At 57.4% G+C, this 13,120-nt stretch carries 13 protein-coding genes and 1 tRNA gene; 3 read left to right on the forward strand and 11 right to left on the reverse strand.

Annotated features, from left to right (window positions below; genetic code table 11):
* The first annotated feature begins 63 nt into the window (after positions 1–63).
* Together tldD and ABF859_RS10600 are read left to right on the forward strand one after the other, a co-directional pair.
* Positions 64–1,527 (forward strand): metalloprotease TldD, encoded by a 1,464-nt coding sequence (tldD, locus tag ABF859_RS10595; protein WP_415527749.1) that lies wholly within the window; start codon positions 64–66, stop codon positions 1,525–1,527.
* A gap of 34 nt (positions 1,528–1,561) precedes the next feature.
* Positions 1,562–1,771 (forward strand): hypothetical protein, encoded by a 210-nt coding sequence (locus ABF859_RS10600; RefSeq protein WP_415527750.1) that lies wholly within the window; start codon positions 1,562–1,564, stop codon positions 1,769–1,771.
* Between the two features lie 6 nt (positions 1,772–1,777).
* On the opposite strand, the gene ABF859_RS10605 is transcribed toward ABF859_RS10600, so the two are convergent.
* Positions 1,778–2,083, reverse strand: a complete 306-nt coding sequence (locus tag ABF859_RS10605; RefSeq protein WP_415527751.1) for a YggT family protein — start codon at positions 2,081–2,083, stop codon at positions 1,778–1,780.
* Positions 2,084–2,219: 136 nt separating this feature from the next.
* Between ABF859_RS10605 and ABF859_RS10610 the strand changes: the two genes are divergently transcribed.
* A tRNA-Ala gene (locus ABF859_RS10610) sits at positions 2,220–2,295 on the forward strand.
* 75 nt (positions 2,296–2,370) lie between these two features.
* On the opposite strand, the gene ABF859_RS10615 is transcribed toward ABF859_RS10610, so the two are convergent.
* The 10 genes from ABF859_RS10615 to ABF859_RS10660 form a co-directional block, all read right to left on the reverse strand.
* The gene (locus tag ABF859_RS10615) at positions 2,371–3,414 is read right to left on the reverse strand and encodes a tyrosine-type recombinase/integrase (protein WP_415527752.1); all 1,044 of its coding nucleotides are present in this window, start codon (positions 3,412–3,414) and stop codon (positions 2,371–2,373) included.
* Between the two features lie 226 nt (positions 3,415–3,640).
* Complete coding sequence (locus ABF859_RS10620; RefSeq protein WP_415527753.1) at positions 3,641–4,771, reverse strand: phage portal protein; 1,131 nt, start codon at positions 4,769–4,771, stop codon at positions 3,641–3,643.
* A complete protein-coding gene (locus ABF859_RS10625) occupies positions 4,768–5,307 on the reverse strand; it encodes an HK97 family phage prohead protease (RefSeq protein ID WP_415527754.1) in 540 nt (179 codons plus the stop codon). Before ABF859_RS10625 ends, ABF859_RS10620 begins: the two co-directional genes overlap by 4 nt.
* Entirely contained in the window at positions 5,304–6,602 is a 1,299-nt protein-coding gene (locus ABF859_RS10630) for a phage major capsid protein (RefSeq protein ID WP_415527755.1), read from the reverse strand. Before ABF859_RS10630 ends, ABF859_RS10625 begins: the two co-directional genes overlap by 4 nt.
* A gap of 124 nt (positions 6,603–6,726) precedes the next feature.
* Positions 6,727–7,443 (reverse strand): hypothetical protein, encoded by a 717-nt coding sequence (locus ABF859_RS10635; protein WP_415527756.1) that lies wholly within the window; start codon positions 7,441–7,443, stop codon positions 6,727–6,729.
* A gap of 91 nt (positions 7,444–7,534) precedes the next feature.
* Positions 7,535–7,984, reverse strand: coding sequence for a hypothetical protein (locus ABF859_RS10640; protein ID WP_415527757.1), 450 nt, complete (start codon positions 7,982–7,984; stop codon positions 7,535–7,537).
* 285 nt (positions 7,985–8,269) lie between these two features.
* Positions 8,270–9,904 carry a terminase large subunit gene (locus ABF859_RS10645; RefSeq protein WP_415527758.1) on the reverse strand — a complete coding sequence of 545 codons (1,635 nt, stop codon included), beginning with the start codon at positions 9,902–9,904 and terminating at the stop codon, positions 8,270–8,272.
* Positions 9,905–9,978: 74 nt separating this feature from the next.
* On the reverse strand, positions 9,979–10,311 hold the full coding sequence (locus ABF859_RS10650; protein WP_415527760.1) for a hypothetical protein: 333 nt from the start codon (positions 10,309–10,311) through the stop codon (positions 9,979–9,981).
* Positions 10,311–10,580 carry an HNH endonuclease gene (locus ABF859_RS10655; protein ID WP_415527762.1) on the reverse strand — a complete coding sequence of 90 codons (270 nt, stop codon included), beginning with the start codon at positions 10,578–10,580 and terminating at the stop codon, positions 10,311–10,313. The genes ABF859_RS10650 and ABF859_RS10655 overlap by 1 nt, the downstream gene beginning before the upstream one ends.
* A 274-nt stretch (positions 10,581–10,854) precedes the next feature.
* Positions 10,855–12,876 carry a VapE domain-containing protein gene (locus ABF859_RS10660; RefSeq protein WP_415527763.1) on the reverse strand — a complete coding sequence of 674 codons (2,022 nt, stop codon included), beginning with the start codon at positions 12,874–12,876 and terminating at the stop codon, positions 10,855–10,857.
* Positions 12,877–13,120 lie beyond the last annotated feature (244 nt).

Consider the following 13,120-nt stretch of genomic DNA (forward strand, 5'->3'; position numbering starts at 1 on the left):
CGTTCCTTCTTTATCCTATCCATGTGCCGGGAAAGCCGGTCTGTTCCTGTCTGGAGATTTTTCATGTCTGTTGCTGCTGATGCTCTGGGCGCTCTTGCGACGACCGATGCCCTGTTTTTCGGGCGGCCGGATTCAAAACTGACCCGCGACGATGCGAAAGCACTCGTGAACCGTGGGCTTGATGGTGTTGATGATGGTGAGCTGTTCCTGGAGTACCGGGAAAACGAGAGCATCAGCCTGGATGACGGAACGATCCGGTCGGCCAGTTTCAACACGTCGTCGGGGTTCGGGCTGCGGGCCGTTCTGGGGACGGAGACGGCTTTTGCGCATGCGGACGATATCAGCCGTGACGCGCTGGAGCGGGCCGTCAGTACAGTGGGTGCCGTCCGTCAGGGACGCAGCGGGATCATGGCGCCGGGTCCGCAGGCGACGAACCAACGGCTTTATGGAGATTCCCGGCCGCTTGACGGTACGGATTTCGCGGCGCGGGCGGCGGTTCTGAGTGAAATTGATGCCTATGCGCGGGGGCTGGATTCCCGGGTCGTCCAGGTGAGTGCCGTGCTGAGCTCCGAATGGCAGGCGGTGCAGATCATGCGGCGTGCGGATTCTGGGGGCGATGTTGCGGATCTGCGGCCGTTGGTGCGCATGAATGTGTCTGTCGTCGTGGAAAAGGACGGGCAGCGCGAGAGCGGGGGCTGTGGTCTTGGGGGGCGCTATGAGCTGGACCGGCTTCTGGCTCCCGAGACGTGGCGCGAGGCGGTGGACAAGGCTCTGAAACAGGCTCTGATCACGCTGGAAGCTGCTCCGGCGCCTGCGGGTGAAATGGATGTGGTTCTGGGTCCGGGGTGGCCGGGCATCCTGCTGCATGAGGCTGTGGGACATGGGCTGGAAGGCGATTTCAACCGCAAAGGCACATCGTCCTTTTCCGGGATGATCGGCAAGCGTGTGGCGTCTCCGGGTGTGACGGTGATTGATGACGGGACGCTGCCGGAACGTCGCGGTTCGCTGAGCATTGACGACGAGGGGACGCCGACCTCCCGGACCGTTCTGATCGAGGACGGGATCCTGACCGGCTATCTTCAGGACCGTCTGAATGCCCGTCTCATGGGAACGAAATCTACCGGGAATGGGCGCCGGGAATCCTACGCACATGCTCCCATGCCGCGGATGACCAATACGCTCATGCTGGAAGGGCAGGCCACGACGGATGAGATGATCCGTTCGATGAAGCGTGGGCTTTATGCTGTGAATTTCGGCGGTGGCCAGGTGGATATCACGTCCGGAAAATTCGTGTTTGCGGCTTCGGAAGCCTATCTGGTGGAGGATGGAAAGATCGTCCGACCGGTGAAGGGGGCGACACTGATCGGGAATGGTGCGGACGCCATGAACCAGATTTCCATGATCGGATCGGACGTGGCGCTGGATCCAGGGATCGGGACGTGTGGCAAGGCTGGTCAGGGGGTACCGGTTGGAGTTGGTCAGCCGACACTGAAGATTTCGGGCCTGACTGTTGGTGGGACCGGCTGACATCCCCGACAGCTCAAAGAGAAGGTGATCGGCAATGGGGCACAATTACGCAAAGCCGCTGACGGCTGAAGTCCGGATGGAGCGGGTTTTCTCCCGTCTCCCGGAGGACTGGGCGGTGAAGATGGAGCGCCAGAACAGCGAGGGATGGTCGGTCACGATGCAGCGTCCTGACGGGGCGCTGCATCATGCAATGGGACCTGTCCTGGTGGATGTGCTGGAAGAGGTCTGGCGTGCTCTGAGATAGGCAGTTTCAGAAACTGTTATGTGTCGCGAGCATGAAGAAGATCCGGTTTACGGCCGGATAGACCAGAAACTGGATCAGAAGCAGGACGACCATGGGGGCAAAATCAATGCCCCCTGTATTGGGCAGGATGTTGCGGATCGGGGTCATCACGGGTTCGACGATCCGGGCCAGCGTGTTGAAGATGGAATAGAAAAAACGGTTGCTGATATTCAGGATCCCGAAACCCAGCAGCATCGACAGGATGCAGTACACCAGAAGAATCCACACAAAAGCCTGGATCAGCATCAGGATGATGGCGTGCAGGGCAACCATATAAAACCTCGTCGAATGTCGGAAAGGGCAGCCGAAGGGCCGGTTGGAGAGTGCCTGTAGCCATAGCACAGAACAATGTCCTGCGTGCAGGTCTGCTTGACAGGGTGTGAGAAGAGGAGAACTATGACCTCGCCGTGGGGCTGTAGCTCAGATGGGAGAGCGCCTCGTTCGCAATGAGGAGGTCAGGGGTTCGATTCCCCTCAGCTCCACCATGGTGCTTTGTAAGTACCTGATTTTCCATAGTAAAATCCTCTAAACTGGAAACCGGTTGCAGCCGGTTTCCAGTCTTACTTGCTGTTTTGTTCTCGTTTGGGTCGCCCAAGATGAGTGACGGCGGCCGTTGCAAGCTGCTTCTGATTGACCTCCTTTGTGTACCTTTCCACCTCTGCAAGCGTCTGGTGGCCCGTGATCGCGGCGATTTGATGCGGTGTGCATCCAGCTTCAGCCATCCGGCGGGCTGCTGCTTTGCGCAGGCCGTGTGGGGAAAGTCCGCTTCGAACGCCAGCCTTAGCTGCGCATTCCGAAAACCAGTTGTAAAACGCGCCACCTGACGAAAACGGACTACCCATCTGCGTCATTAGAAAGGCCAGATGTCCGCTTTCCGAAGCCTGAATTATGGTCTGTAGTTCCGGATGCATGGGAATAGTCAGCCTTGCACCGGTTTTGCTCTGCACCACGTCGATATGGCCGTTCCTGACGTGCTGAGGCCCCATCCGGATTACATCGCCACGGCGTTGCCCTGTGTAGAGCAAGAGGGCCATCGCAAGGCGTGCGCGGGTGCCAATGTCCCAATAGGCCTCGAACTGAGCAATGTCGCTTTCTGTCCACGTGGCAAAAGGCTTCTTCTGATAGCGCAGTTTTCTGACATCGCGGGCAGGGTTGTCCGAACGCCAGCCGCGTTCAAAGGCAAATTGCAGCATTTGCCGGAGAACATTGCGCAATGCATTAGCCTGGGCAGGCGTACTGCTCAGGGCGTCAAGAATAGCCATCAGGTGGCGCGGCTGAAGGTTGGCGACGCTTTTGTTTCCGTGTTGATCCAGAAAGCCATCCAGCAGGCGTCTGTAAGTGCGCTGTGATGTAGGGCGTAGGCTGGTGAACTGGTGCGATGCACACCAGGCGATAGCCAGCGCCCGCATACTGCCGGGAGTGGTCAGACTTGCGCCGACCTCCGGAGGCTGGGCTTTCAAGGCGCATTGATAGGCACTCATAAATTCTGCTGATCCGGGCAGACCAGGCAGCGTAGTGCGCGGATACCCGGAACGCCGGAAGTAGTAATGCGGCGTGCCGTTCTTCATAACGGTCTGAACATAGCGAAGCCGCAATACAGACATTACTGATCCCACTCATTGCTTGACGTTGCGCCATCCCGAAGGGACTGCACAAACCCGTCCAGATCATGCCGGTCCCATGCTTTCACCGTCGAGCGGGGAAATGTCAGAGGAGCCGGAATATCGCCATTTTGTACTAGGCGATCAAAGGTACCTGGACTGACATCGATATAGGCCGCTGCGTTTTCTCTTCGGAGCATACGGGGCCAGTCTGGCAGAACAGGCTTCTTCACGTCAGGTCCTCGCTTTTCGGGTTATATCCTTCCTGCTCACGAATTTCGTTGACCGTCAGAATTTGGTTCTGGATGGCCACGCCATAGGACTGCCAGCGTGTGGCATAGTCACCGCGCATCAGACTCGACAGATCAATGTGCAATTCGAAGGGGCTGGATCGGCCGAAGATGGCACGGCTAAACTCTGCCTCAATCTTGCGGACCCAAGGCATGAGTGTGTTCGTGGCAAACCACAGACTGGCTTGTGCAGCGTTCGTGAAGGTATTGTTGCTGTAATCCTGCACGATTGGCGGTGGCACGCCATACACACGGCACAATTCCTGAACGCTGAATTTCCGGCTTTCCAGGGCTTCGGCATCCTCTGGTGAGATGCCAATGCTCTGCCACTTCATACCGCTGCCCAGGACCATCACGCCACGAGCGTTAGACGTGCCAGAAAACTTCTGTTTTACCTGGTCTTTCAGATCGTTGATCGCCGTATCGCCTGGACGTGTTCCACCTTCAAAAGTGATGATGCCAGAAGGGGTCGCCTGATTCTGCCACATATTCAGGCTGTAATCCTGAAGGGCAGATGCACCAGTGAAAACCGGCCGTGCGCGGCTCAGGCGGCTTCGACCGACAAGGCCGTCATCGCTTCGGTCTTTCAGGTGGAAGACTTCATCATCCAGATATGTCTTGGTCACGCCCTGCCACGCGACAACCGTGTAGCGCAGGCGGCCGGATGCAAGCCGGTCAATCTGCACGCACTGGAACGGAACCGGCTTCAAAGCCGTTGGTCGGCCGGCACCATCGTATTCGATTGTGCAGATGGCATTTCCGGACAGAAGAACGCTGGCCAGTATCCATTCCACCAGATCAGGCCATGTCTGATAATCGTTCGGCTGAACGATCAGACGCGACACAGGATGGTTCGGGGCTTCCGTGCGGGTATTTCCTGACGTGTTGTAAACGTAGGCGTTCAGGCTGGCGACAGAACTGGAAATAGCGTTTACGCAAGCCAGAACCGTTGCCAGCGCTTCCGGACTATCCGGCCCGCGTGAAAACCACATATCGGACAAAACAGGTTCGACCGGTGCCGAACGCTGCTCTGCTTTACGGTTAGGGCGAAAGAGATCCAGCAAACTCATCGCAGTGTCTCCAAAAACCTGCGGCGCTGCTGTGCTGCCATCGACAGCGCAATATAGCTGCGGGTTGCAATCGTGGTTTCGCCATAGGCCGGGAAAGCCTGCACAATGCTGATTTCCATCAGGTCTACTGCACGCAATTCGCGGCGGTCTGCCGAAGGCCATGCTTCGTCCTGGGCACGAAAGCCGAAAGACATGCCGCCCAGATCACGCCGTTCAGCCATGGCGAGAATATCCCGGCCTAGCTGTGTGTCTGGAACGTCCATTTCGAAATGCAGTCCGCGTGTGTCTTCGGCCAGCCTCAGAGTGCCTGAGCCAGTCCGTGCGAGCAGGCGGGTTGCGTCGTGATCCACGAGACCCAGAATGTCCGGATTGCTTCGGAGCGTCCTGGCGAACGCTCCGGGGGCAATCGTTTCGACAAAGCTGCCGATGGTGGCAGGCGCACCAAAGACAGCGGCATAGCCTTCAAGCTTGCGGCCTGCGGCGCGGAGTTCCACGCCGCTTGAACGCCTCTCCACGCTGCCGACCGCGCCTGTCATGGCGTGATGCCTGAGATGCGCAGGAGGGTCTGCGGGCGAACGACTAGAACGTCTGCACGCATCCAGGCGACAAAGCCGACCTGTCCGTTTTCTGCATACAGTTCGTTCAGGACGCTGATCTGAAGGCTTGTGCGCATTCCGACATAGACCTGGGAAAAATCGCCCATCAGGATCGAGGAACCTGTCTGGTCTGCGCCGACTGTTTCATTAACTGGCACGCTGGTCGATGTCAGACGGGGCAGGGCAGCAATGCCGGTTGGGGCCGTCAGAGGGTTGCCGTTGGCATCCTTGAAGCCACGAATGGCACGGTTTGTCCGTGGAGCCATGACCATGGCCGAGACTGTTCCGGCATTGACGTTTTCGAGGTCCAAAAGACCGTCCAGCATCGGGTCCCAATTCGTCAGCTTACCGTTCAGGGGGATAGCCTGAACGCCTGGGGTATTCACGACGCCAAGCGGCTGGTTTGCGTCGCCGGAGCCGTAGAGGATGGCCTGATCCAGCCCCAATGCACCTGATGCGGCGAAAGCAGACCGGATGATGCTGTCCACGTTCTGCCCATCTTCGAGCAGTTCACGGCTGATCTTGCAGCGAAGACCCCAGCCCTTTGTGGACAGCTTCACCTGGTCAAAGGTGCTTTCATCCTCGACGATAGGGGCGTTTTCTGCACGCCAGCCGCCAACGGGCGTCTTGGTGATGCGGGCAAAGGTCAGGCTTGGAGCCGTCATGGGAACGGTACGGCATCCGGCGCGGAAAGCGACGGCCTGCGCACGCAGTTCGTCCAGGACGCCAGCCGCAAGCGGTGTCGGGATGGTGGCACCACCGGAACCGATGGAACTTTCCGACATGACGCGGCGTTCCAGGTCCGTTTGCGGGCCACGATAGAGCGCACGGAGGAAGCCACCGAGGCCGAGTTCAGCAGCCGGATTTTCTGTCTGAGGCAGGAACGATGAAAGGTTGTGGCGTGCTTCCAGAACAGGAAGTGTCTGGCCTTCCTGTGTCCGAAGAATAAGCCCGTCAAAGTTTTCCGGTGTACGGGCACCACCTTCGAAACCATCAATTCGGCGCGTTTCCGATGCCGGAGCGCCACCGCCGATGCGTGTGCCTGGGGCGGTGCGGTCCAGATCATCCACCTGTTCCTGGCGACCAATCCGTGCTTCCAGGTCCGTCAGTTCCGTGCGGAGTGTGGTCCAGCGCGTTTCGGCTTCGGTCGGCCATGTATCGGCGTGCTGTTCGTTGAGTGAGCGCATTTCGCCAGCAATCTGTGTGCGGCGGGCGCGGAGTTCATGAAGGGTCATCAATAAGAGATCCATCTAAGGGAAAAGGCCATCTCTCGACGGTCGGGGAAGGGCATCCATCGAGGGAATAGGGCGTCTCCCGACGCTCTATGCTTGCCCAAGGCATTTCGTGGAGATGCGAGCATCAGCCCTCTGCTCTCAGCAGGCGGACGCGCTCAAAAGCATCTCGAATTGCAAGACTGACGTTGATTTGTGTTTTGGTGGTGCAGTTCTCACGAACCTTCTGCCACTTCTTTGCTTCTCGCTTCCAAGTATCCGGAGTGTCACCAAAATCCATGATAGACTTGATGGAAAAATCCCCGCCGCGTTCCCAACCTTCCATTGCCATAATAGCCTCTGAAGAGGGACCTTCGAGCATTCCTGGAGAAATTTCCCCTCGGATCATGGTTTGAAAGACGTAGGTTTGATCAATGATTTCCATGATCATGTCGCCAACGTAAATTTTACGTTCCACGGGTTGATTTGTCTCGTTCACATGGATGATATAAAAATAATATTCATAGTTATTGCCGTGTCTCATTTCATCTTTAGGTACGGATTTAACTAAATCGCTCCAATATTTCCGGGGTATTATTGCATCAATATTTGCCGGAAGTCCGTCATGGTTCATTTCGAATTCGGAAGAGAATTCTGCAACCATACGGGCTGCTTGTGTGATGCCAACGCCCATCTTCGTTACGGCGTGCATGAGTGCAGCACGCTTCAGCGATTTAATAGGAAAAGTACGCGAAACACCCCGTCCGACAGGGACATATTCGTCGGTTAACAAACCGGGCTCGCGATCCATGATCATGCGGATGTTATTGACGCTCAGACCACTCGCATATGCCAATTCCTTCACGTCAAATCGTCCTTTTCTGATCATAACACCACATCTGTTTAGCAACCTGAGTAGCTTATAATTATGAGCTACTCAGGTTGCAACATATTTTTCAGGAAATATGCGTCAGGTGCGCGGCGTCGTGAGCGACAGACAGAACAAGGCGAATTTCTACGCTATCAGGGAGCAGTTCGAATGCATCCACGGCTTCCGGGAAGTCTTTGAGAACAATGAGAGATTTTAGCCGTAAATCTTCATGACAAGTGGCGCGTGTCTCAGCCAGAACTTCAAGAGCATTTTGCAATTTGTCCGATTCCCGGAGAAGGAACGCTTCACGCGCTTTGTCTTCAGGGGAGCCAAGCTTCACAGGTGACAGGTCAGCAATCCGGTCCATTGCAGAATAGGCTTCATGATAAGCTCTAAACGCCTTCGAGATGGCCGTTTCCTTTCGGACGGCTTTAGCTGACAGGCTTTCTGGTTTTGCGAGGGATGCGGTGGCGATGCCGCCGAGCAGGACGGTCCCGAGGGCCGGGAAAATGTCACGACGATTTACTGAGCGCATGATATGCGGCTCCCATGGCATAAATTGCCAGAGCCTGAACGGTTATCACACCGCACAAACTCCGGGGGGTGATAAACCTGGCCATAGTCAGGCCGGTAAGGCTTTAAGGTTGCCCTCTGGACATACCCTTACCGCCCCCGGAGCGAATTCGTATATGCGGATTACTGCTCTCGTGCAGCGACCGCCATGGCATCAGGAGTTATCACACTCCATTGACGAATCTGCCTATTCAGAAACGTCCTGTCAACGGTGAAAGAAGGGGTGTATCCAAGTTTGGGCATACCCCTAAATCGAGATAATCTCAAAAAATGGCGCGGCTGATGCTGGCTCACGAGCGGCCAATGCAACTGCCACCACACCCGATACAAGCGGATCAATGCGGCCGCGTGAGCGCTGCTTTGACAGCTTCCGGTTCCCAGCCGGGTCCATGTCCAGAGCCGCGTTCGCAACGGCCCATCTCAGCAGCGGGTTGCCGCCATGACGTAAGCTACCTTGCAGAACGGTCGTTTCGAACGCTGTGATGGCTGGTGACTGGTCTTTGAAGCCCATACCGATAGGAGACATGGGCAGGCTGATGCCTTCACGATCACAGACGGCGTTGAAGTCTGCCAGGCACCAACGGTCTGACCCAATGGAAACCACGTCCAGCCCTTCGATGGCTTCTGCAATCCACATGGCGAGCCATGCGCGATCAATGGCGCGCCCTGGGATGAGTTCGATCAGCCCTTGCGCCACCCATTCCCGATAGGGCGCATGGTCGTCAGCCTGCTTTGCGTCCACCAGTTCGGACGGCAGGAAGGCCTTCACGACCAGGCGGCCGGTTTCAGGCCAGTAGAACGAAAAGGCCGTCAGATCGGATGCACCAGACGCCAGATCGAGGCCACAGAAGCAAGGACCGGAAGCCGCACCTTCGTCCGCGCAGGCGTCCCAGTCATCCGGTCTCAGAAAACGGTCATCCGGGGCTACACGCTGGTTGAGAGAGTAGGCCCGGAAGGCTGCTTCCCGTGATGGCACCCGTTGCGCTTGCATGGCCTGAGAGCGCAGGTCCTCGATACTTCGGAATGTTCCCAGGGCCGGGTTTGCCATTGCCCAGGTCTTTTCGCTCCACGGGTCGGCATCCATGGGAGCAGACCAGCAAAAGGCGCGAAAGGTCGGGTCCGGGATCGTTCCGTCCTCCACGCCTTCGCCGTAGCGCAGAAGTTCTTCCAGTGGGTTGTCGTCATCCGGGCTGCGGGTTGAGATGGCGAGTAGGAGGCTTTCCTTGTGCGCACCGGCACCCGTTGCCAGAGCGTCAAACAGATCCCTGTCACGCCATTGGGCAACCTCGTCGCAGACTGCAAAGGTCGGACTGAGACCATGGGCTTTACGGGCATCAGCCGAAAGCGCCTTAAAGGTTGATCCCGTTTCCACATCTTCCACAGTCCGGTTGAAAGCCCGAACGACAAGGCGCGTTTCAAGGTGAGGTTGTCCCTGGGCAAAAGCCACCAATTCGTCAAAGACGATGGAGGCTTGCCCTCTGTCAGCTGCCGCACTGAGCACCTGACCACGCTTAACCGCCTCCGGCCCGCACAGGTGGGCAAGCGCCAAAGCCGAGGCAAGGCCAGTTTTCCCATTCTTTCTCGCCATGGAAATGACGCCTGTGCGGACGAACCTGCGGTCCTGGTCATTGGTTTCGTACAGGGCGCGAATGATGTCCTTCTGCCAGTCTTCGAGGCGCATTGGTTCGCCAGCCAGAGCGCCACTGGTAACCGTCAGGCGCTCGATCCAGCAAATCAGGCGCTCTGCACGCGTGTCACCAGTTAAAGGCAGGTTATGTGCTTGTTTCGCAGGGATGGCGTCCAGTGGCGTTCCGAACAAAGGTGTTGGTGCTAGGGTCTTTGTCTTTGAAACCGGCTTCGCACCGGGTCCGCGTAGGCCCATTTTACTTATCCAATTCCAAACTAACTATTTTGGGACCTCCCCAACGGTCGAGGCCCCCCAGCCCTGAGAGATTTTCAGGCGACATTGAAGGCACGCCAAGGGTCGAGGTCGGCCAGCCGGTCGGTCCATCGGGTCACGCCGAAGCTGGTTGATCCCACGCCTTCGGTCTCTTCCTGGGTGACAGCGGCATCCCGTCCGGCCGCGTGATAGATGGCCGTTGCAAGGTCTAGCACCACACGCTGGATGGTTTGCGGAACGGGTGACAGCTTAGTCAGGTCCTTACCACAGTAGTCAGAAGCAATGCCTGCCGCCTGATCCAGCACGGCGTCTGCACGGCTGTCGTCAGGGCTGATGCCTTGCGCTGCCAGTTCGAGAGTGAAGATTTCGAGGTCGATAAGGTCGTTCATCAGTTCCACCAGTGGTTTGGGTCAGAAGGTTGGCCGCTCGCATCGCAGCCTTTGAGGTGAGGTTCACCGCCATGACGGCGCATGTTGTGATGACGGATGCACAGGCCGCGCAGGTTGCCGAGAGTGTCCGTGCCGCCTTTGGATCGGGGCGTGATGTGGTCAGCCACTACGGCGCGTTCATTGCATCCGGGCGTGGTGCATACGCGGTCACGCTTCAGGCATTGGGCGCGCAGACGTTTCCAGAATGCGGTTTTGTAAAAGGCGGTCATGGCTTCACCTCACGCGCAATGCGCCTGAGAGCCGCGACGATCTCAGATTTGTCCGCATGGAACTTCTCAGGATCACGCCGGTCAATGGTCAGGCGCTGCACCGCATTGGCTAAGTCACTAATGCCTTGATGGTGACACGGTGACGCATGGTGACGCACTTTCTTATATAAGTGCTTTCCGTGTGTGCCTGTGTGCGAGCGTGTGCGTATAGGGGTTATATAGGGAAATGCGTCACCATGCGTCACCGCGTCACCATACGATGTGAGTTTCCGCATCATCCGCGCTCCCAATAACGCACGCCGCCATGGCCACGCGCACCGCGCTTCCATCCCAGTCGCTCTAGGATTTTTCCGATCCGGCGTTGCTCTGTTGTGCCAATTTTCTTGTTTTCAAAGGCAAGAGCATCATAGGCGACACGCTGAACAGTGGTGCGGTTCTGATGCGCCAGATGTGCAGCAATCAGACCTTCCCATTCGTCCACCTCAAAGCGTTCTTCCTGCTCTGGTCGGATATGCTGGGCTTCAAAGTCGCCATCAGGCCACCATGGGTCGCCACGACGAAACGCGGCCATGGCTTCGGCAAAAAGCTGGTCACGGTCATGCATCAGGGCGTCTGTGTCTATCGTGCCGACCTTCACCGGCCAGAACCGGCGTCCGCCTGTTTCATCGTTCAGATAGGCGCTCTTGTTCGTGGTTCCGACCATCACGCATTGGCGACCTTCCACGACTTCCCGCGCACCATAGGGCGGTCTGTATCGTTCGACACGTCTGGTCAGGAAGTGCTTGAGCATTTCGGTGTCTGCTTTGCCCATGGCAGACAGTTCGGCCACCTCGATCAGCCATTTGCCCTTGATGTGGACAGGAACGTCTTTGCCGCTTCGCAGGTCAGGCAGGCCGTCCGAAAACCATTCTCCGCCGAGGATGCTGCACACGGTCGATTTTCGAGCGCCTTGCGGACCTTCCAGCACCATCATGTAATCGGCCTTGCATCCCGGTTCCATGATCCGGGCGACCATGGCGATCAGGAACATGCGGCCGATGCCTTCCGTGTAGGGTGTCGGCTCTGATCCCAGATAGTAAGACAGCCAGCGGTCCAGACGTTTGGTGCCATCCCAGGTGAGGCTTTTCAGATAGTCACGGACAGGATGAAATGCGCGTTCGCTGGCGATGCAGTCCACGGCCTGGTTCATCAGGTCTTTCGCTACACGGCTCAGGCCAGCAATCTGCAAGCGTTCCTGAATGTGCGTCACGTCAGAGTCGCTGATGGGTCTCGGCTTGAACGGCTCCGCCTGCGGCTCGATCGGTTGCACCAGGAGGGTCATGCTGGCCATCTGGTCATAGCGGAACAGGCCGGAATAAGCCGGGTCGGCACGCAAAGCGCACAGGACGTTGGCCACGTTCGAGATGGGCTTGCCGCGATCATCACGCAGGCACATTTCCAGCCAGTCAGGTGTCAGGATGCTTTGCGGTTCCACGTCCTGACCATCGTATTCCGGCGCTCCCTGCGCCAGTGCCAGAAGTTCAGAGGCGGCATGTCCGGCCTGTAGCCAGTCATGCACGTCACCTTTCGCAGGCAGATTGGGCAGGGTGAGGATGCGGACACGCGCTGCCTTGCCATACAATGCCTGGGCAACGTTTTCAGCATGTTTCCGGCCCGCTTCGTCGTTGTCCGGAAGAATGACGACATCAGCGCCGCGCAGTGATTTGGTGCAGTCATCTTTCCATTTTCCGGCGCCGCCTGGGCTGCATGTCGCTGCAATCCCAAGGGCAGCCAGACGGTCGGCTGATTTTTCACCTTCGACCACGAAAATGGTTTCACCGCTGCGGATAGAGGCGAGAATATCAGGCAGGCGATAAAGTATCCTGCGCACGCCTTTGGTGGACCATTCCCAGCCGCCACGACCGTCGGGCTTCTGTTGACGGAAGTCCTTCGGGTCCATCCGCACGACGCGAAACAGGATTTCGCCGTGTTCGTCCGGGTACTCGTAAGCCGCGATGATACGAGATTGCTGCTTGGTGCGCGCGGGCTTGGCTTCGATATAGCCTTGCTCTTGAAGCCATTTGACGGCTTCAGGCTTGTCCGTGCGGTTCTCGCGCATCACCAAAGCGATGACGCCGCCGCCTTCGCCGGTTTCGTGATCGTGCCAGGTGCCTTTGTGGAGATCCACGGACAGGCTGCCACGCTCACCCCAACGCCATTCGTCTTTGGACGAAACGCTCTTGTTTGGCTCGCCTAGGAGCGCGTGCGCTACATCACGCATACACGCCTTGAAGGCGGCATTTCCGGGGGCAGTCATGCTGCACCTTGAAGGCGGATTCGTGTTCCGGTAACCTGCACAAGTGCTGGCGTAGAGTTTACGAATTGCTCGTAAGTAATTGAATTATCACGAGCGGGATAATGGTCAGTTTTCGGTCTAAGTGACTGCTTTAACTGGTGAAACTTAGTCCCCTCAGCTCCACCACGGCATTTCTTACATTTCAGAAGTGACAGAAGCGGCTGGAGGTTTTCTTCTTTGGCAGGACCAGTATGTCGGCTGGCCG

The organism is Gluconobacter sp. (assembly GCF_047722525.1).
Taxonomy (GTDB): domain Bacteria; phylum Pseudomonadota; class Alphaproteobacteria; order Acetobacterales; family Acetobacteraceae; genus Gluconobacter.

What these genes read in the sequence shown, in the direction of transcription:
- ABF859_RS10660 (WP_415527763.1), bottom strand. Translation starts at nt 12,876, where the DNA reads ATGACTGCCCCCGGAAATGCCGCCTTCAAGGCGTGTATGCGTGATGTA.
- ABF859_RS10600 (WP_415527750.1), top strand. Translation starts at nt 1,562, where the DNA reads ATGGGGCACAATTACGCAAAGCCGCTGACGGCTGAAGTCCGGATGGAG.
- ABF859_RS10605 (WP_415527751.1), bottom strand. Translation starts at nt 2,083, where the DNA reads ATGGTTGCCCTGCACGCCATCATCCTGATGCTGATCCAGGCTTTTGTG.
- ABF859_RS10650 (WP_415527760.1), bottom strand. Translation starts at nt 10,311, where the DNA reads ATGAACGACCTTATCGACCTCGAAATCTTCACTCTCGAACTGGCAGCG.
- ABF859_RS10645 (WP_415527758.1), bottom strand. Translation starts at nt 9,904, where the DNA reads ATGGGCCTACGCGGACCCGGTGCGAAGCCGGTTTCAAAGACAAAGACC.
- ABF859_RS10630 (WP_415527755.1), bottom strand. Translation starts at nt 6,602, where the DNA reads ATGACCCTTCATGAACTCCGCGCCCGCCGCACACAGATTGCTGGCGAA.
- tldD (WP_415527749.1), top strand. Translation starts at nt 64, where the DNA reads ATGTCTGTTGCTGCTGATGCTCTGGGCGCTCTTGCGACGACCGATGCC.
- ABF859_RS10640 (WP_415527757.1), bottom strand. Translation starts at nt 7,984, where the DNA reads ATGCGCTCAGTAAATCGTCGTGACATTTTCCCGGCCCTCGGGACCGTC.
- ABF859_RS10615 (WP_415527752.1), bottom strand. Translation starts at nt 3,414, where the DNA reads ATGTCTGTATTGCGGCTTCGCTATGTTCAGACCGTTATGAAGAACGGC.
- ABF859_RS10620 (WP_415527753.1), bottom strand. Translation starts at nt 4,771, where the DNA reads ATGAGTTTGCTGGATCTCTTTCGCCCTAACCGTAAAGCAGAGCAGCGT.
- ABF859_RS10655 (WP_415527762.1), bottom strand. Translation starts at nt 10,580, where the DNA reads ATGACCGCCTTTTACAAAACCGCATTCTGGAAACGTCTGCGCGCCCAA.
- ABF859_RS10625 (WP_415527754.1), bottom strand. Translation starts at nt 5,307, where the DNA reads ATGACAGGCGCGGTCGGCAGCGTGGAGAGGCGTTCAAGCGGCGTGGAA.